Origin of the sequence: Streptomyces sp. NPDC006733 (genome assembly GCF_040636125.1) — a bacterium.
Taxonomy (GTDB): Bacteria; Actinomycetota; Actinomycetes; order Streptomycetales; family Streptomycetaceae; genus Actinacidiphila.
Map to the genome: position 1 here is coordinate 32336 of NZ_JBEYJD010000023.1, position 18504 is coordinate 50839.

General features: G+C 72.3%; 14 protein-coding genes. 6 read left to right on the forward strand and 8 right to left on the reverse strand.

What is annotated here, in order from left to right:
- Window positions 1-94: 94 nt before the first annotated feature.
- Window positions 95-1552 carry an alkaline phosphatase PhoX gene (locus ABZ721_RS21160; protein WP_358790184.1) on the forward strand — a complete coding sequence of 486 codons (1458 nt, stop codon included), beginning with the start codon at window positions 95-97 and terminating at the stop codon, window positions 1550-1552.
- Between the two features lie 76 nt (window positions 1553-1628).
- Here ABZ721_RS21160 and ABZ721_RS21165 read toward each other — a convergent pair whose 3' ends face one another.
- Together ABZ721_RS21165 and ABZ721_RS21170 are read right to left on the reverse strand one after the other, a co-directional pair.
- Window positions 1629-2867, reverse strand: a complete 1239-nt coding sequence (locus tag ABZ721_RS21165; RefSeq protein WP_358790276.1) for a TerD family protein — start codon at window positions 2865-2867, stop codon at window positions 1629-1631.
- Window positions 2868-2993: 126 nt separating this feature from the next.
- Window positions 2994-3803: an NAD(P)-dependent oxidoreductase gene (locus ABZ721_RS21170; protein WP_358790185.1), complete on the reverse strand. Its 810-nt coding sequence runs from the start codon at window positions 3801-3803 to the stop codon at window positions 2994-2996.
- Window positions 3804-3989: 186 nt separating this feature from the next.
- On the opposite strand from ABZ721_RS21170, the gene ABZ721_RS21175 reads away from it, so the two are divergent.
- From ABZ721_RS21175 to ABZ721_RS21185, 3 genes are all read left to right on the forward strand, one after another.
- Entirely contained in the window at window positions 3990-4922 is a 933-nt protein-coding gene (locus ABZ721_RS21175; protein WP_358790186.1) for a 5-dehydro-4-deoxyglucarate dehydratase, read from the forward strand.
- A gap of 75 nt (window positions 4923-4997) precedes the next feature.
- Entirely contained in the window at window positions 4998-6200 is a 1203-nt protein-coding gene (locus ABZ721_RS21180) for a hypothetical protein (protein ID WP_358790187.1), read from the forward strand.
- Between the two features lie 74 nt (window positions 6201-6274).
- A complete protein-coding gene (locus ABZ721_RS21185; protein WP_358790188.1) occupies window positions 6275-7525 on the forward strand; it encodes a hypothetical protein in 1251 nt (416 codons plus the stop codon).
- 16 nt (window positions 7526-7541) lie between these two features.
- Here the strand turns inward: ABZ721_RS21185 and ABZ721_RS21190 are convergent, their stop codons facing one another.
- The 3 genes from ABZ721_RS21190 to ABZ721_RS21200 all read right to left on the reverse strand — a co-directional run bounded on the left by ABZ721_RS21190 (window position 7542) and on the right by ABZ721_RS21200 (window position 13389).
- A complete protein-coding gene (locus ABZ721_RS21190) occupies window positions 7542-7985 on the reverse strand; it encodes a hypothetical protein (protein WP_358790189.1) in 444 nt (147 codons plus the stop codon).
- On the reverse strand, window positions 7985-12514 hold the full coding sequence (locus ABZ721_RS21195; protein ID WP_358790190.1) for an RHS repeat-associated core domain-containing protein: 4530 nt from the start codon (window positions 12512-12514) through the stop codon (window positions 7985-7987). The genes ABZ721_RS21190 and ABZ721_RS21195 overlap by 1 nt, the downstream gene beginning before the upstream one ends.
- 104 nt (window positions 12515-12618) lie before the next feature.
- Window positions 12619-13389, reverse strand: a complete 771-nt coding sequence (locus ABZ721_RS21200; RefSeq protein WP_358790191.1) for an IclR family transcriptional regulator — start codon at window positions 13387-13389, stop codon at window positions 12619-12621.
- Between the two features lie 134 nt (window positions 13390-13523).
- On the opposite strand from ABZ721_RS21200, the gene ABZ721_RS21205 reads away from it, so the two are divergent.
- Together ABZ721_RS21205 and ABZ721_RS21210 are read left to right on the forward strand one after the other, a co-directional pair.
- Window positions 13524-15056: an aldehyde dehydrogenase (NADP(+)) gene (locus ABZ721_RS21205; protein WP_358790192.1), complete on the forward strand. Its 1533-nt coding sequence runs from the start codon at window positions 13524-13526 to the stop codon at window positions 15054-15056.
- A complete protein-coding gene (locus ABZ721_RS21210) occupies window positions 15053-15673 on the forward strand; it encodes a DUF1349 domain-containing protein (protein ID WP_358790277.1) in 621 nt (206 codons plus the stop codon). The genes ABZ721_RS21205 and ABZ721_RS21210 overlap by 4 nt, the downstream gene beginning before the upstream one ends.
- 120 nt (window positions 15674-15793) lie before the next feature.
- On the opposite strand, the gene thpD is transcribed toward ABZ721_RS21210, so the two are convergent.
- Genes thpD through ectB form a run of 3 tightly spaced genes read right to left on the reverse strand, consistent with a single transcriptional unit; the run spans window position 15794 to window position 18499 of the window.
- Window positions 15794-16696 carry an ectoine hydroxylase gene (gene thpD / locus ABZ721_RS21215; protein ID WP_358790193.1) on the reverse strand — a complete coding sequence of 301 codons (903 nt, stop codon included), beginning with the start codon at window positions 16694-16696 and terminating at the stop codon, window positions 15794-15796.
- 4 nt (window positions 16697-16700) lie between these two features.
- Window positions 16701-17168 carry an ectoine synthase gene (locus tag ABZ721_RS21220; protein ID WP_358790194.1) on the reverse strand — a complete coding sequence of 156 codons (468 nt, stop codon included), beginning with the start codon at window positions 17166-17168 and terminating at the stop codon, window positions 16701-16703.
- Between the two features lie 50 nt (window positions 17169-17218).
- Window positions 17219-18499 carry a diaminobutyrate--2-oxoglutarate transaminase gene (ectB, locus tag ABZ721_RS21225; RefSeq protein ID WP_358790195.1) on the reverse strand — a complete coding sequence of 427 codons (1281 nt, stop codon included), beginning with the start codon at window positions 18497-18499 and terminating at the stop codon, window positions 17219-17221.
- Window positions 18500-18504 lie beyond the last annotated feature (5 nt).

Here is an 18504-nt window from a genome sequence, read left to right on the forward strand (position 1 = left end):
TATGTGGCTTCCCGGTGGCCGGATGTCGTTCATGTGGCGTTCGTCTCGGGAAGGGAACGTGACCGCCGCAGCCCGCGACAGAAGGAGCCCCAGAGTGCCGCTCAGCCGTAGAGACTTCGTTCAGCGCACAGCCATCACCGGTGCCGGCGTGGCCCTGGCAGGTGCCGTCGACGTCCTCGCCACCGCCCCGGGCGCGCTCGCCGCCGACACCCCCGCCACAGCCGCCGCCAAGCCGGGCGCCGGGCACCACGCGCCCGAGCTGGGCTACGGCCCGATCATCGAGGACCCGAAGGGCCTGCTCGGGCTGCCGGCGGGCTTCTCGTACCGGGTGATCACCCGCACCGGCGTCACCAAGCTGGAGACCGGCGAGTCCACCCCGTCCAACCACGACGGCACCGCCACCTTCGCCGGCGTGCGCGGGGCGACGCTGCTCGTCAACAACCACGAGCTGAAGGGCAAGCGGGCCGACTGGCCGCACCCGGTGCCGCTCATCGAGGGCCTGGTCTACGACCCGGCGGCGTCCGGCGGCTGCACCGTCGTGGAGGTCGCCAAGCACGGCGACCACGTCGCCGAGTGGGTCGGCATCGCCGGCACCTCCACCAACTGCGCGGGCGGCGCGACCCCCTGGGGCACCTGGCTGACCTGCGAGGAGACCGAGGACAAGGCCGGCCAGAACGGCATGACCAAGGACCACGGCTACGTCTTCGAGGTCGACCCGTACAACCGCAGGGCCAACCGCGACCCCAAGCCGATCAAGGCGCTGGGCCGGTACGCGCACGAAGCGGTCGTCGTCGACCCCAAGCGCGGCCACCTGTACCTGACCGAGGACGCGTCGGGCCCGAACGGGCTGCTCTACCGCTGGACGCCGCCGGCCGGCTTCCACCACGGCCGCGGGCGGCTCGACACGCTCGGCGAGACCGCCGGTGTGCTGCAGGCGTTCAAGTGCTTCGACTCGGGCGGCAAGTTCGTCGACGACCTGTCGCGGGCGACGCGGACCGGCACCGTCTACGGCGTGGACTGGGTCGACGTCCCGGACCGCGACGCGAAGACGGTCTCGGTGCGCAAGCAGTTCGCGGCGGGCGAGGTCACCCGGGCCCGCAAGCTGGAGGGGATGTGGTGGGGCGACGGCGGCACGTACATCGTCTCGTCCTTCGCCCGTGCCGAGAGCCCGGTGCCGCACGACGGCGCCGTCTGGTTCTACGACCCGAAGCGCCGCACGCTGACCCTCAAGGTGCTGCTCGGCGTCAACGCCGACCCGGGCGCCGACGGCCCGTTCGACGGCCCGGACAACATCACCGTCTCGCCCTACGGCGGCCTGGTCATCGCCGAGGACGGCGCGGGCATCCAGCACCTGTTCGGCGCGCTGGACGACGGCCGCACCTACCCGATCGCCCGCAACGAGCTGAACATCGGCACCGACCTGGAGCCGGAGTACAGCGAGTTCACCGGGGTGACCTTCTCGCCCGACGGGCACACCCTGTTCGCCAACATCCAGGAGCCGGGGATCATGCTCGCGATCACCGGCCCCTGGCGTCGGCAGAAGCACTGCTGACCCGGTGACCCGCCGGCGGCCGAACGGCCGGCCGGCGGGCTGACGGGCTCCGGGCCGGCAGCCGGCCGCCGTGGCGCTACAGCGCCGCCGCGGCCGGCTTCACCATGCCCTTGGCGCTGCGCGAGTCGATGAAGTCGCCCAGCGCGGTCATCTCCCACTCGCCGGAGAACTGCTTGACCATCTTGCACATCAGGACGCCGGTGCGGGCCTCGCCGTTGGTGAGGTCGAAGCGGACCAGCTCCTCGCCGGTGGCGCCGTCCAGCAGCCGGCAGTACGCCTTGGCCACCTTGTTGAACTTCTGCCCGGAGTACGAGTTGACGGTGAAGACGAGGCCGGTGACCTCGGGCGGCAGGCCGCCGAGGTGGACGGTGATCGTCTCGTCGTCGCCGGAGCCCGCGCCGGTGAGGTTGTCGCCGGAGTGCTGGATGGCGCCGTTGATGATGCTGAGCCGGCCGAAGTAGCAGGTCTCGATGTGGTTGCGGGTCGGGCCGTACGCGATGACGGACGCGTCCAGGTCGATGGAGCGGCCGCCGAAGGCGGGCTCCCAGCCCAGGCCCAGCCGCACCGAGGACATCAGCGGCCTGCCGCCCTTGACCAGGGAGACGGACTGGTTCTTCGTGAGGCTGACCCGGCCCTTGTCCAGGTTGATCTTCGTGGGCGCGGGCGGGGCGGCCGGCGGGGCGGGCGGGGCCGGGGGCTGCGGCGGCAGTGCGCTCGGCATGGCGGGCGGCGGGCCGAAGCCCTGCGGGGCGGCGGGCGGCTGCGGGGCGGCGGGCGCGGCGGGTGCCTGCGGGGCCGCGGGCGCCGCCGGGGCGGCCGCGGGCTCCTCCACGCTCACCCCGAAGTCGGTGGCGATCCCGGCCAGGCCGTTGGAGTACCCCTGGCCGACCGCGCGCACCTTCCACGCGCCGCCGCGCCGGTAGACCTCGGCGACCACGAGCGCGGTCTCCGAGCCCAGCCGCGGCGGGGTGAACGTCGCGATGACGCTGCCGCTGTCGGCGTCCCGGACCGTGGCCGTGGGCTCGGTGCCGGCGAAGGTGGCGTTCGCCGCGTCCAGGCTCGCCGTCACGACGATCTTCTCGATGCCCTCGGGCACCGCGCCGGTGTCCACGGTGATCGAGTCGGGTCCGGTGCCGCGGCCCGACTGGTGGCTCACGCCCGGGCCGTTCGGCTGGTTGTAGAAGACGAAGTCGTCGTCCGAGCGCACCTTGCCGTCGGCGGTGAGCAGCAGGCCCGACACGTCGAGCCGCACGGGTGCGGTGACGTCCACCGCGACGCGCGGTACGGAGAGCGGGACATTCGAGCCGGGTGTCATAGCGGTCATGCCCCGCTAACGATCGACCGGGCTTTGCGGTTCCATTACCTTGCTCCACCGGTCGGGAACGGCCTGGTCGCACGGGCCGCAGGGCCGTACGGCCCGCCGGAGCGGCGTCCCGCGCCGTCAGTACGGCCAGACGGGCGGGTTCGTGCAGAAGGGGCCGCCCAGGTGGGCGTGGTCGGGGTTGGCCGGGTCGAGCTCGCCGTGCTCGGCGATGAGGGCGGCGGCGAAGGGCTCGGAGTCGTCCTGCGGCTCGTACCCGAGCTTGCGGGCCGTCGTCAGGTCCCACCACAGGCGGGTGTTGGCCGAGCTGCCGTAGACGACGGTGTGCCGGACGTCCTCGGCGGTGAGGGCGGCGTGCAGCAGCCGGGCGCAGTCGGCGGGGCTCATCCAGACCGAGAGCATCCGCACGGAGGTCGGCTCGGGGAAGCAGGAGCCGATCCGCAGCGAGACGGTCTCCAGGCCGTGCAGGTCCCAGTAGAGGGAGGCGAGGTCCTCGCCGAAGCACTTGGAGAGCCCGTAGAAGGTGTCCGGGCGGCGCGGGGTGTCGATGGGGATCAGCGGGTCGTCACCGGTGGGGCGGGGGGTGAAGCCGACGGCGTGGTTGCTGGAGGCGAACACGACGCGCGGCACGCCCTCCAGGCGCGCCGCCTCGTAGAGGTGGTAGGTCCCCTCGATGTTGGAACGCACGATTTTCTCGAAGGGTGCTTCCAGGGAGATGCCCGCGAGGTGGATGATCGCGTCGACGCCCCGGACCGCCTCGCGCAGCGCGTCGGCGTCCGTGAGATCGGCCGTGATGGCGTCCGGCGCCCCGTCGACGGGCCGGACGTCCAGCAGGCGGAGCTCGTAGCCGTACGCGGGCAGCAGTTCACGCATCAGGGTGCCCAGGCCGCCCGCGGCGCCGGTGAGCAGGATGGTGCGGGGAACGGGCATTGTTCTCCTCCGTGGACATCATTCATATCTATGGACAGGCTAAAGAGAGCCCTCGGCACCGTCAAGGCATGTCCGTTCGCTTGACCGGCGCGGCCGGGCTCGCTTAGCGTGGCAGCGTTCACGAATATGGACGTGAATCAGAAGAGCGCACAGCCAGAAGAGCGCACAGAACTTCAAGGGGATCCGATGACCTCAGCCTCACTTGCCGAGCGCCTCGACGGCCTGCTGTTCTTCCCCGTCACGGCCTACGGTCCGGACGGTGAGCTGGACCTCGACACCTTCCGCGCGCACGTGCGCCAGGGGATCGAGGCGGGCGCGGCGGCGGTCTTCGCGTGCTGCGGCACGGGCGAGTTCCACGCGCTGACCCCCGAGGAGTTCCGCGCCTGCGTCGCCGCGGCCGTCGAGGTCTCGGCCGGCCGGGTGCCGGTCGTCGCGGGAGCCGGCTACGGGACCGCGCTGGCGGTGCAGTTCGCGCGGCTGGCCGAGGACGCGGGCGCCGACGGGCTGCTCGCCATGCCGCCCTACCTCGTCGTCCCGGACCAGGCCGGCCTGCTCCGCCACTACTCCGGCCTGGCCGCAGGCACCGGGCTCGACATCATCGTCTACCAGCGCGACAACGCCGTCTTCGACCCGGAGACCGTCGTCGAGCTGGCGAGGATCCCCAACATCATCGGCCTCAAGGACGGCCTCGGCGACCTCGACCTGATGCAGCGGATCGTCAGCGCGGTCCGCACCGACCTGCCCGAGCGCGACTTCCTCTACTTCAACGGGCTGCCCACCGCGGAGCTCACCGGCCTCGCCTACCGCGGCATCGGCGTGCTGCTGTACTCCTCGGCCGTCTTCTGCTTCGCGCCCGAGATCGCCCTCGCCTTCCACAAGGCGCTGAACACCGGCGACGACGCGACCGTCAACCGGCTCATCGACGGCTTCTACCGGCCGCTGGTCGCGCTGCGCAACCAGGGCCGCGGCTACGCGGTCTCCCTGGTCAAGGCGGGCGTCCGGCTGCGCGGCCTGGACGTCGGCGAGGTGCGGTCCCCGCTGGTGGAACCCGCGCCCGCGCACGTCAAGGAGCTCGCCGAACTGATCGAGCGCGGAACGGCGCTGCTGAGCGACAGCTGACGACAGCTGACGGACGGGCACCCGGTGCGGCCGCACCGGGCCCGCGTGTGCCGACCCGCCGTATGAGGAGCCACAGTGAAAGCCTCCGCCTTCGTCTACCCCTGGGACGTCGTCGGTGATCCGGACGCCCCGCGCCGGATCGCCGACCTCGGCGTGCAGCAGGTCACGCTCGCGTCCGCGTACCACTCCACCCGCGCCCTGACCCCCCGCCATCCGCGCGGGCGCATCGTCACGGCCCGGCACGCGGCGGTGCTCTACCCGCCGGACCCGCAGCGCTGGAGCGGGCGCTCGCTGCGCCCCTACCCGCAGGCGTGGGTGCCGGCGACCGACGCGTACGGGGAGGCGGCGGCCGCGCTGTCGGCGGCCGGGCTCGCCGTCCACTCCTGGGTGGTGCTCGCGCACAACTCCCGGATGGGCGACGAGTTCCCGCGCACCTCGGTGCGCAACGCCTACGGCGACCGCTACCCGTGGGCGCCGTGCATCGCACAGCCCGAGGTGCGCGCCTACGCCGTCGACCTCGCGGTGGAGGCGGCGGTCCGGCCGGGGAGCGACGGCACCGAGCTGGAGTCCTGCGGATGGTACGGATTCAGCCATCTGCACGCGCACGACAAGGTCGGGGGAGTGCCGCTGGACGGGTCGGCGCAGTACCTGATGTCGCTCTGCTTCTGCCGCACCTGCCGGGACGGCTACTCGGGGCTCGGCCAGGACCCCGACGCGCTGCAGAGCGCCGTGCGGACCGCGCTGGCGCCCGTCTGGTCCGGCGAGCGGGAGCCGGCGCCCGGCGACCGCGCGGCCGAGTGGGCCGGGGTCGAGAAGCTGCTCGGCGCGGACCTGGCCGGGGCGACGCTGTCCTGGCGCGCGATGGTGGCGCGGCACCTCCAGCGCGAGGTGGTCGCGGCGGTCCGCGCGGCGGCCCGCCCCGGCTTCCAGGTCCTGCTGCACGCCGACCCGGGCCCGCACCGAACGGGCGCCAACGTCGGCGTCGACGCCGAGGACGTGCTCGCGCACGCCGACGGCCTCGTCCTGCCCTGCGCCGGCGGCCCGGCGGAACGGGCCGCCGTCCTCGGCCCCTTCGGCGCCCACCGGCGCCCCGGCACCGTCCTCGCCGCCAACTTCCCGGTCGTGGCCGGCATGGGCGGCAGCCCCGGCACGCTGGCCGCCGACCTCGCCCACGCCGCGGACCTCGGCGCCACCGAGGTCCGGCTCTACCACGCGGGCCTGGCCTCCGACGCGGACCTGGAAACGGTCCGCTCGGCGCTCGGCACCCTGCGGTCCTGAACCGATTTGTAGGGTGCGCCACCGGCCTGTAGAACTGCCCTCACGTGTCAGAACAGCCTGTGGGGGGCCCTTCCGTGACCGCTGAACCACCCGTTTCCGGAGGAGATTCCGGCATACCGGACGATGTCTGGGAGAAGTTCGTCCGGGACACCGAACAGGACATCCGGGCGCAGGCTCCGAAGGAGCCCTCGGCGCGCGCCCGGATGGTGACGGAACGGCTCCGCCGCGAGGCGGAACTCGCCGCGCAGCAGCAGAAGAAGGGCAGCCGCTGGGGGCGCCGCGCGCGGGCGGCGCGGCCCGTGGAGCCCGCGGGCTGGCGCACCGGGACCACCTGGCACGAGAAGGAGCGCCGGGCGACCCGGCGGCGGTGGCGCGGGGCGCTGGGCGTGCTCGCGGTGGTGGTGGTCCTCCTGGCGGTGCTCAACCCGTCCACCGCGCTGGACTGGCTGCACGGCGACTTCAGCGGCTCCGGCGCCTCGGCGGACTCCGCCGACCAGACGGGCTACCGGTCCGACGGCTCCGGCCGCCCGCCCGCCACCCTCCCCCCGGAGACGGCCCCGCCCACGGCCGCCCCGCCCGCCGACCCGATGGCGGACACCCCGACGCTCGCGGAGCCCTTCCGCGGCTCGCCGGCCCTGCTGTACGCGAACGGCGAGGCCGGGATCGTGCTGCCCGCGGCGAAGCCGGTGGGGCGGATGACGCGCGAGCAGGTGGCGGGCGCGCTGGACCGGACGAAGCAGTTCCTGATCGACACGAACCTCAACCCGGCGACGCTGCGGGGGGAGCGCCCGCAGGTCGCGATGAACCTGATCGACCCCTGGGAGTCGGACGTCATCGCGAGCTGGGACACCGCCTTCAGCAAGCCCGGCAAGAGCCACAACCCGCTGACCGTGGCCAGCCGGTTCGATCCGGCCGAGGTGCGGCTGGTCGGCGACGTGGTCAAGACCCGCGGCCTGGTCACGTTCGCGGAGGGCAAGGGCGGTTCGGTCGCCGTGCACGCCGACGTCACCTTCGTCTACGGGGTGACCGCCGCCGACGGCCGTTCGACGGCCGTCTCCCGCACCATCGTGCGGCGCGTGCTGGACTTCGAGGTCGCCGACCCCCGGGTGAAGAACGTGACCGCGGGCAAGCTCTGGATCACCGACTACCGCCAGGACCTCGGCAACTCGGCCTGCGACATCACCGACGGCTTCCTGCACCCCGAGATCGACCCCGCGGACGGCCCCGGCACGACCCCGGGCCCCTCCGCCTCGGCCGTCGACCCCTACGACCGCAGCAAGCCCGTCGCCCCGGCCGAGGGCTGCGGCCAGGTCACCCGCGTCTGACCGGACCCGACCCCGGCTACCCGCCGGCCGAGGCCAGCGGCGCGAAGGCGGCGAGCGACATCTCCAGGTCCTGCCGCCCGGCGTCGTCCGGCGGCAGCCCCGGCAGCCGGGCGGCGGCGAACTCCCGCGCCGCCGCCCACACCGCGGCGACGACGGTCCGCACGTCCGACCGGTCGACCGGCGTACCGGGGGCCCGCGTGGTGAGCGTCCCGTCCTTCGTCAGCGAGAACTTCAGCGAGAAGGACGAGTCGACCCCGCCGAACGTGTACCCGCCGCGCCCGGCTTCGACGAGCGACCGCAGACCGTCCAGCAGCAGCGAGACGGAAACGTAGATCATCATCGCCTGGTCCGGAACCTGCGCGCGCGACGAGTACACCCCCAGGTTCCCCTCCACCTCCATGTGCCCGAGGTCGAACCCGGAGGGCGGCGGCACATCGTCGGCGGAGAACACGAATCGCATTACGCCCCAAAACTCTTTCCGAAGGGGAAGAAGGTGACCACCCGGTTCGCGTCGTGTGAATCGACCAGGACATGGTACTTGGCAGTGAAACCGTTGACCGTCATCTTCTTCTCGAACAACTGCATGCGTTTGGCCGGGTCGGAGATCCGGTTCCCCTTTCGTACCGCGGTCGTCGCGGCCTTGAGCACCTGCTCGCGGGTGGTGGTGGGCGGCATCAGGCTGCTCAGGCCGCCGTGGTTGGGGATGGTGCCCGAGATGTGGCGGCCGTCGATGTGAATCCAGCCCTCCTTGACGTTCCCGTCCTCGATACGCGGCTTCTGCCGGCAGAGGGCGAGGCCGTACGGGTCGATCCATGCCGTCGGGTTCGGGACGTACCAACCGGGATTCGGGCCACCGGCGAGACCGAGAGGGTCGAGGCTCTGGAAGCGGCCGACCGTCGGATCGTAGTAACGGAAGTAGTTGTAATGCAGCCCGGTCTCGTCGTCATGGTATTGACCGGGGAAACGCAGCGGGCATTCGGTTTCGCCGCGCGGGTCGGACAGCGCGTTTCCCCACAGGCTGGTCCGCAGGCTCCAGCCGATGTGCCCGTCAGGGGAGACGAGTTCCGTCGGGGTGCCGAGCAGGTCGGTGACGATGCCGTAGAAGCGCTCGTCGAACTCGTCCTGGGACGCGTCGCCCAGTGGAACGCGATCGGTCTGCGCCACCGGCAGTCCGCTGTCCGGAGCCCAGTCGAGCGTCAGGGTGCGGCCCTGCGCCGAACTCCACTGCTCGGCCAGTACGGTGCCGTCCCAGGTGAAGTCGGTCCGTTCGACGACCTGGCCGTCCTTGTCCAGCAACTGCTTGGCCGTCCGCCGCCCCAGGGGGTCGTAGAGGTAGCGCCAATGCCGGCCGTCCGGCGTGATCGCGTCGGTGAGCCGGTCCTCGCCGTCCCAGCGGTACTCCCAGGTGCGGGAACCGCCCGAGAGCCGCTTGCGGCTGCGACGCACGACGCGCCCCTGGGCGTCGTGCTCGAACGTCGTCCGGCCCGCCCTGCTGACCAGCGCCGCGGTGAAGGTGCGGGCGCCCAGCACATCGGCGTCCTCCGGGTCGGGACCCGTGGGCCACTGCGCCTCGGTCAGGTTGCCGGCCGCGTCGTACGCGTACCGCTCGGTCCACGCATCGGCGTGTACGGCGGTCACCCGTCCCACCGGGTCCAGGTCGTAGCCGCGGCTGCCGCCGGCCCGGTCGTCGACGGCCGTCAGGTAGTCGTCCGCGCGGTAGGTGTACCGGCGGCTCAGAGCGACCTGGCCGTCCGAGCCGGTCAGGGTCTGCGAGGTCAGCCGGTGGTCGTCGTCCCACTCCCGGTGAAGGGTGGTCGCACCGAGTTCTCGGTTGACCTCCCGGCCGGTCGTGTCGTAGCCGAAGCGGAGCAGCTGCCCGGCGGCCCGCAGAGCGGTGGGACGGTGGCCGGCGTCGTACTCCCAGGTGCTGACGGCCCCGCCCGGGGTCAGGCGCCGCGTCCGGCGCCCGAGCAGGTCGTACGTGTTCCGCAGGACGCGGCCGTTGCAGGTCTCGGCGACGAGGCGGCCCGCCGCGTCGAGTTCGAAGGCGATGTCCACGTCGGGGTTGGAGGCCCCGACCATCCGGCCGAGCCGGTCGTAGCGGAACGTCGTGACGAGCCCGCCGCAGTTCTGCTCCGCGATGTTCCCGAGGGCGTCCCGCGTGTACTCGACGCTCTGGCCCGCGGCGTTGACGCGCTCGACGAGCTGCCCCGCCGCGTCGTACCGGTAGGACAGGACGCGGTCGTTGAAGTCCGTCTCGCGCAGGAGGTTGCCCGCCGGGTCGTACTCGTAGGTCCAGGTTCTGCCCTGCTGGTCGGTGACCCGGGTGAGGCGCAGTTCCGTGTCGTAGGCGAACTCCATCCGGGAGCCGTCCGGCGCGGTCCTGGCGGTCATCAGCTCGAAGTGGGTGCTCTCGAAGCGGTTGACGGCTCCGGTGGGTTCGATGTGCTGCACCATGTTGCCCTCGCCGTCGTACACCCACCGCTCGGTGTGGCCGGCCGCGGTGCTGCGGGAGGTCAGCAACCCCTCGACGGACCAGGTGAAGCGCGTGACGCCGCCGGTGGGGTCGGTGATGGCGGTCACCCGGCCCAGCGCGTCGTAGGTGTACCGGGTGGAGGACCCGCTGCCGTCCGTCAGGACGACCGGCCGGCCGGCGGCGTCGGCCTCGATGCGGCGGGTGTGCCCCAGCGCGTCGGCCACGGCGCGGAGCCGCCCGAGCTCGTCGTAGGTGTGGCGGGTCGTGGCCTCGATCGGGTCGGTGACCGTGAGGAGGTTGCCCCGCTCGTCGTAGCCGAAGCGCCAGCGGCTGCCGTCCGGTTCGGTGATCGACTCGGGAAGCCGGAGGGCGTTGTACTCCGCGGTGGTCGACGTGCCGTCAGGGCGCCGGATCGTGAGCAGGTTGCCCTCGGCGTCGCGGGTGTACCGGGTGGTGCGGCCGAGGGCGTCGGTGCGGGCCAGGAGTTGGTCGCGGCTGTTCCACTCGCTCGCGGTGCTGCGGCCGAGGGCGTCGATCTCCAGCACGACCTGGAGTTCCTCGTTGTAGTGGAACGTGGTCGTATGACCCAGTGAATCGGTGTGGACGGTGGCCCGGCGGTCGGTGTCGTAGTCGAAGGTGCCGCTGAGGAACCCGTCGGAACCGGTGGTGCGCACGCACCGGCCAGCGCTGTCGTACGTGTACGCGTAGCCGGTTCCCTTGCGGTCCTGCCACCCGGTGATCCGGCCGTGGTCGTCGTAGGCGAAGCGGGCGGCGCGGCCCGAGGAGTTGAACACCTCGGCGAGTCGGCCGTTGTCGTAGCCGAACCGGCCGAGCAGGATCTCTGCCGGCTCCCGGCGCTCCTGTCCGTCCGCTACCTGCTCCGCGGACCCCTCGCGCGCCCTGTCGAGCAGGTACAGGGCTGCGATGCGGCCCTCCGAGGTGGCCACCTTGAGGTGGTAGGCCGCGTGGCGGATTCCCGTCGGCACCCCGTCGTCGCTGTAGTCGATGTCTATTCGCTGTCCGTTGCGGTCGCTGAGTGCGCGCAGCGGCAGCTGGAGCGGCTGCCCGGAGGCAGTCGGCAGGGTGGGCCCGTTGGGGTCGAAGTGCAGGGTGCGTCCGCTGTCGGGATCCGTGACGGTGACGATTCCAGCCGGCGAGCCGTCCCAGACCAGGGGCCAGCGCGGACCGGCGACGGGCAGCACCGGCACGTCGCGGGCCGGCACCGGGTACTGCAGCAGCATGCCGTCGTCGGCGACGAAGCAGACTCCCTGCCCGTCCAGCTCCAGCCGCTGGTCGAGCGTCGAGGCCCAGGACGGCCCGAACCACCGGCCGGAGCGGTAGGACGAGATGTGCGCGCGCTCCAGCAGGACCGGCAGGGCCCCGGGCAGGTCGACATCGACCTGGGGCAGCACCATCTCGCCCGTGACCACGTCGATCGGGTCGCTCTTGCACCGGCGCTCACCCATGCGCTTCGCCGCCTGCCGTACGCCTTGGGCGCCCTTGCGCATGGCGCCGGCGATGTCGCCGAGATGGCTGCCCATGCCCTTCATCAGCTTGGGCAGGCTCTTGGCCATCTTGAGCAGGCCGCCGGCGGTGGTCAGACCCTTGAAACCCGGGATGCAGTCCAGGGCGGCGAACGCCACGTCCCAGAGGCTGGCTTTTCCTTGGGCGTATTTGACCAGGGTGTCGGCGAGGACGACCAGTGCCGCCGCCAGTACGAGCCAGGCCAGCGGGCCGCCGATGATCATGACGAGGATGCCGAGGACGGCGACGATGACCTTGCAGACGGCGACGATCTCGTCCCAGTGGTCGGCGACCCAGTCGACCGCCTTCTCCCACCAGTGCTTGTTCTTGATCCCCGCGTCCGACGCCTCGTGCAGGGCGTGCTCGGCGGTCGACGCGGCGGTGTCGCGCAGGTGAGCCGCCTGGGCGGCCAGCTCCTTCGCCGCGTCCAGGCGCTGCTGCGCCTCGTGCACCGCGGCATTGGCGGACTTCTGGGCGTTCGACGCGTCCAGCGCGTTGCGGGTGGCGGTCCGGACCTCCTCCGCCGACGGCGGCTCCACGCCCGGCTTGGGGTCGGCCTGGTACTCCTTGGACTTGTCGCCCGCCCGCTTCACCCAGTCGTTGGCGTTGCCCTGCGTGGTCTTCGCCGCGTCCAGGTCCTGGCGGGCGGTACGCCCCTGGGCCAGCGCCCGGTCGGCGTCCGCCTGCGCGGTCTCCAGCTTCGGCCAGTACGTCTCCAGGGCGCCCGACGCCAGCCGGTAGGACTTCTCCAGCTTCGTCAGCTCGCCCGGCAGATCACCGAACTGCTCCCGGTATGCGTCGGCGGCGAGACCCGCCCAGTCCTGCACCGCGTTGTTGCCGCTCAGACCCTTCACCGAGCGCAGGGCCGACGAGACGTCGTCCGCGAAGTCGCCCAGTTTGCGGGCGAGTTCCTTCACCTCGTACGCGTCGCCCGGGACCGGATCCCGGTCCAGGTCCAGCACATGCCAATCCGTCGGACGATTCGCCACGTTCTCCCCCGTGTGTGATCAACTCCGCGTTGATTCTCGCACTGCGGGATCCGGCGCGACCCGGCCAGGGGCGGGTCGTCGACGTTCTGTGACGATCAGGGGGGTCAGAGGCGGCGGGTGGCCAGGGTCAGGCGGTCGCGGGCGTCGAAGAGGGCGTCCTTGATCATCTGCTCGTGGGCGGGGGTGAGGCGGGCCACCGGGACGGAGCAGCTGATCGCGTCGCGGGACGGGGTGCGGTACGGGATGGCGATGCCGAAGCAGCGCAGCCCGAGGGTGTTCTCCTCGCGGTCGACGGCGAAGCCCTGCTCCCGGATGACGGCGAGTTCCTCGATGAGCTTCTCGCGGTCGGTGTGGGTGTGCTCGGTGAGGGGTTCGAGGGTCTCGGGGAGCAGCTTGCGGACCTGCTCGTCGGAGTACGTGGCGAGCAGCGCCTTGCCGAGCGAGGTGGAGTGCGCCGGCAGGCGGCGGCCGACCCGGGTGAAGGGGCGCAGGTAGTGCTGGGACTGGCGGGTCGCGAGGTAGACGACGCTGGTGCCGTCCAGGCGGGCGAGGTGGATCGTCTCGCTGGTGTCGTCGGAGAGCCGGTCGAGGGTCGGGCGGGCCGCGGCGACGACCTCGTCACCGTCGATGTACGAGGTGCCGACGAGCAGGGCGCGGACGCCGATCCCGTAGCGTGTGCCGGTGGCGTCGGTCTCGATCCAGCCGAGCTCCACGAGGGTGCGCAGCAGCATGTACAGGCTGGACTTGGGGTAGCCGACGGATTCCTGCACGGCCGCGAGGCTGTGCATGCCGGGGCGCCCGGCGAAGAACTCCAGCAGTTCGACCGTACGGACCGCGGACTTGACCTGAGAACCGCCACCGTCGCCAGCAGACATCGTCCTGACCCCTCTTGTTCGGCCCCGGACCCTGCAAGTAGGCTCCGGAATGGTTCAAAGATTCATAAGTGAAGACACTGTTCAGCATATCGAACAGTGCCTGATCCACATGAGGCAAATCTGGAGGTTCCCCGGTGGCTGTTCCAGTCTGGTCCGTCGACCCCCGTACCGGGAAGCAGCGGGAGCAGGTGGCGGACGAGGCCACCACGGCGGAGATCGACGCCGCCGTCCGCGCCGCGGCCGCCGCGGCGCCCGCGCTCGCCGACCGCAGCGTACGCGCCCGCCTGCTGCGCACCGCCGCCGACCTCCTGGAGGAGGCCGGCCCGCAGGTGCTGGAGGCGGCGGACGCCGAGACCGCGCTCGGCCCCGGCCGGCTGACCGGCGAGCTCGCCCGCACCACGTTCCAGCTGCGCGCGTTCGCCGACATCGTCGACGAGGGCGCCTTCCTCGACGTCGTCATCGACCACGCGGACCCGGCCGCCAAGCCCGCTCCCCGTCCCGACCTGCGCCGCTACAAGATCCCGCTCGGCGTGGTCGCGGTCTATTCGGCCAGCAACTTCCCGCTGGCGTTCTCCGTGCCCGGCGGCGACACCGCGAGCGCGCTGGCCGCCGGCTGCCCGGTCGTCGTCAAGGCGCACCCGGACCACCCCGCCACGTCGGAGCTGTGCGCGAGCGTGCTGCGCCGCGCCGCCGTGCAGGTCGGGCTGCCGGCCGACGTCGTCTCCGTCGTGCACGGCTTCCAGGCCGGCATCGACCTCATCAAGCACCCCCTGGTCAGCGCCGCCGGCTTCACCGGTTCGGTACGCGGCGGCCGGGCGCTGTTCGACGCGGCCGCGGCCCGCCCCAAGCCGATCCCGTTCCACGGCGAGCTGGGCAGCCTCAACCCGGTCGTGATCACCGAGGCCGCGGCGGAGGAGCGCGCCGAGCAGATCGGCGCGGGACTCGCCGGGTCCATGACGCTCGGCGTCGGCCAGTTCTGCGTCAAGCCGGGACTGGTGCTGGCCCCGGCCGGCGCGGCGGGCGACCGGCTGCTCAAGGCCGTCACCGCGGCCGTCAGCGACTCGGACGCGGGCGTCCTGCTCGACACCCGGATGCGGGACGCTTTCGTCGCCGGCGTCGAGGCCAGGGCCGCGCTGCCCGGCGTCGAAGCCCCGGTGACGCCCGGCTCCGGCGGCGAGCACACCGTCAGCGCCGGATACCTCACCGTCGCCGCCGAGCGGCTGGCCGCCGAAGGGCCGCACGACCTGCTGCTGGAGGAGTGCTTCGGGCCGGTGACGGTCGTGGCGCGCTACGAGGACCGCGAGCAGATCACCGCGGTGCTTCAGCGGCTGCCCGGCAACCTCACCGCCACCGTCCACCTCGGTGACGAGGAGGCGGGGCAGCAGGACGGCCCGGCCACCGCGCTGCTCGCCGAACTCACCCCGCTGGCGGGACGGCTGCTCGTCAACGGCTGGCCGACCGGCGTCGCCGTCGCCCCCGCCCAGCACCACGGCGGGCCGTACCCGGCGACCACGTCCACGTCCACCTCGGTCGGCGGCACCGCCATCGAGCGCTGGCTGCGCCCGGTCGCGTACCAGGACACCCCGGCCGCGCTGCTCCCCGCCGAACTGCGCGACGAGAACCCGCTGGGCCTGCCGCGCCGCTTCGACGGCCGGCTGGAGATCTGACGGTGCTCGCCCTGGAGGAGCTGCCCTTCGGGCTGCGGGCGTACGGTCCGGCCGCGGACCCGGGGTACGGGGACGGCACGCTCGTCCTCACCGCGGGTCCCGGCCAGGACCGCTTCGTGCACCCCGGCCGGGAGCCGAAGGAGCCGGCCGCCGACGCGCCCCGGCTGCTCGGCACGCCGCCGCCCGGCGACTTCCAGCTGATCGCCCGGGTGACGGCCGGACTGCGGTCCGCGGGCGACGCCGGGGCGCTCTACCTGGGGGTGGCCGACGGCGAGTGGGCCAAGCTCTGCCTGGAGCTGTCACCCGCCCGGTACACCGTCGTCTCGGTCGTCACCCGGGGCCGCTCCGACGACGCCAACAGCTACGAGGTGCCGGGGGACCACGTCTGGCTGCGGATCACCCGCACCGGGCGCGCCTTCGCCTTCCACGCCTCCGGCGACGGCGAGCGGTGGACGTTCGTCCGGCTCTTCGCCCTCGGCACGGAGCGGGAGGCGGCCGCCGCGAGCGTCGGCTTCATGACGCAGTGCCCGTCCCCGGACGCCGAGGGGTGCACGGCGGTCTTCGACAAGATCGCCTTCCGGTCCTGGGCGCCCGCCGACCTGCGCGACGGCAGCTGAGGCCGCCCGCGGCGCGCGGAGGGACGCGCGACGCGCGGAGGGCGGGGCGGACGCGCGGAGGCGGCCGACCACGCGCGGAGGGCGGGCCGCCCGTGGCGGCCCGCCCTCCGAAGGGTCCTGCTAGCGCACCGGGGTGAAGTCCCGGGCACCGATGAACTCCGGCCGCCGCACGGGAGCCGCGAAGGGCTCGACCGCCGCGTTCTCCACGCTGTTGAAGACGATGAAGACGTTGCTGCGCGGGAACGGCGTGATGTTGTCGCCGGAACCGTGCATGCAGTTGCAGTCGAACCAGGTCGCCGAACCCGCCCTGCCCGTGAAGAGCTTGATGCCGTGCTCCCCGGCCAGCCCGGTGAGCGCCTCGTCGGACGGCGTGCCCGCGTCCTGCATCTGCAGCGACCGCTTGTAGTTGTCCTTCGGCGTCTCGCCCGAACAGCCGAGGAACGTGCGGTGCGACCCCGGCATGATCATCAGACCGCCGTTGGTGTCGTGGTTCTCGGTCAGCGCGACCGAGACGGAGACCGTCCGCATCCCGGGCAGGCCGTCCTCCGCGTGCCACGTCTCGAAGTCCGAGTGCCAGTAGAACCCCGACGCGCCGAAGCCCGGCTTGACGTTGATCCGGCTCTGGTGGACGTAGACGTCCGAGCCGAGGATCTGCCGCGCGCGGTCCGCGAGCCGCGGGTCGCGCACCAGCTCGGCGAAGACCTCGCTGATCCTGTGCACCTCGAACACCGAGCGGATCGACCCGGACTTCGGCTCGACGATCGCGCGCGGGTCGGCCCGGACCGCCGGGTCGGCGACGAGCCGGTCCAGCTCCTGGCGGTAGCGGTCCACCTCGCCCGGCATCAGCAGCTGGTCGACGCCGAGGAAGCCGTCCCGCTCGTAGCCGCGCAGCTCGGCGGGCTGGATCGGGCCAGGGGTGCCGTAGTCGGACCACACGACCGGGTCCTGGCGCGGGGTGATGACCTCGGTCGCGCCGCGCGTCGGGTACCGGCTGGTGATGGTGTCGGTGGTGGTCGTCGTCATGGCGTCAGGCTCCCTCGGTCTCGGTCTCGGTCCCCGTTTCGGTCCGGTTCCCGGTCCGGGTCGCGGTCGTCGTGCCCCCGGCCTCCGTCAGCAGCGGGTAGACCCCGTTCTCGTCGTGCACCTCCCGCCCGGTGACGGGCGGGTTGAAGACGCAGACGAACCGCAGGTCGGTCGCGGGGCGCATGGTGTGCCGCTCGTGGCCGTCGAGGAGGTAGAGCGTGCCCGGGGAGATCCAGTGGGTCTCGCCGGTCTCGTCGTTGGTCAGCTCGCCCTCGCCGGCGACGCACAGCACCGCCTCGATGTGGTTGGCGTACCACATGGACGTCTCGGTGCCGGCGTACATCGTGGTCTCGTGCATCGAGAAGCCGACGCCCTCGGAGGCGAGGATGATGCGCTTGCTGCGCCAGGTGCCGGTCTCGGCGGTCACATCGCGGTCGGTGCCCTCGATGTCCTGGAAGGATCGGACGATCACGGTCTGCCTCTGCTTTCTTTCCGTTCGTGGTGGGTCGCGGACGCCGGGACTCAGGCGCTCTCGGCGACCGCTTCGCTCACGGCCCGCGTGAGGGTGCGCAGACCCTCGTCCAGCTCGTCGGGGCTGATGGTCAGGGCCGGCAGCAGCTTGACGACCTCGCTGCGCGGTCCCGAGGTCTCCAGCAGCATCCCCAGCTCGAAGGCGCGGGCGCAGACCCGGCCGGCGATCGCGGGGTCGATGAACTGCAGGCCCCACGCCAGGCCGCGGCCCCGGAACTCGGCGCCGGCGCGCGCCTGCGCGACGCAGATCTCCCGCAGCGCCCGCTCGACCATCTCGCCGCGCATCACGGTCTGCTTCTCCAGCTGGCCGTCGGCCCAGTAGGTGTCCAGCGCGGCGGTGGCGGTGACGAACGCCGGGTTGTTGCCGCGGAAGGTGCCGTTGTGCTCGCCGGGCTCCCAGACGTCCAGTTCCGGCTTGAAGAGCGCGAGCGACATCGGCATGCCGTAGCCGCTGATGGACTTGGAGAGCGTGACGATGTCCGGCGTGATGCCGGCCTCCTCGAACGAGAAGAACGCGCCGGTGCGGCCGCAGCCCATCTGGATGTCGTCGACGATCAGCAGCATGTCGCGCCGCTCGCACAGGTCGGCGAGGGCCCGCAGCCACTCGGGACGGGCGACGTTGATGCCGCCCTCGCCCTGGATCGTCTCGACGATCACGGCGGCCGGCTGGTTGAGGCCGGAGCCCTGGTCCTCCAGCAGCCGCTCGAACCACAGGAAGTCCGGGACGCGGCCGTCGAAGTAGTTGTCGAACGGCATCGGGGTGCCGTGCACCAGCGGCACGCCGGCGCCGGCCCGCTTCATCGAGTTGCCGGTGACGGCGAGCGAGCCGAGCGACATCCCGTGGAAGGCGTTGGTGAACGAGACGATCGACTCGCGGCCCTTGACCTTGCGGGCCAGCTTCAGCGCCGCCTCGACCGCGTTGGTGCCGGTCGGGCCGGGGAACATCACCTTGTAGTCCAGGCCGCGCGGCTCCAGGACGACCTGCTGGAAGCGCTCCAGGAAGGTGCGCTTGGCCGTGGTGCTCATGTCCAGGCCGTGGGTGACGCCGTCGCGCTCCAGGTAGTCCAGCAGCGCGCGTTTGAGCACCGGGTTGTTGTGCCCGTAGTTGAGCGCGCCGGCGCCGGAGAAGAAGTCCAGGTAGGAGCGGCCGTCCTCGTCGTACATGACGCTGCCCTGCGCGCGGTCGAAGACGACCGGCCAGCTGCGGCAGTAGCTGCGGACCTCCGACTCCAGGGACTCGAAGACGGTCATGTCGGGGGCGGTGATGGTCACTGTGC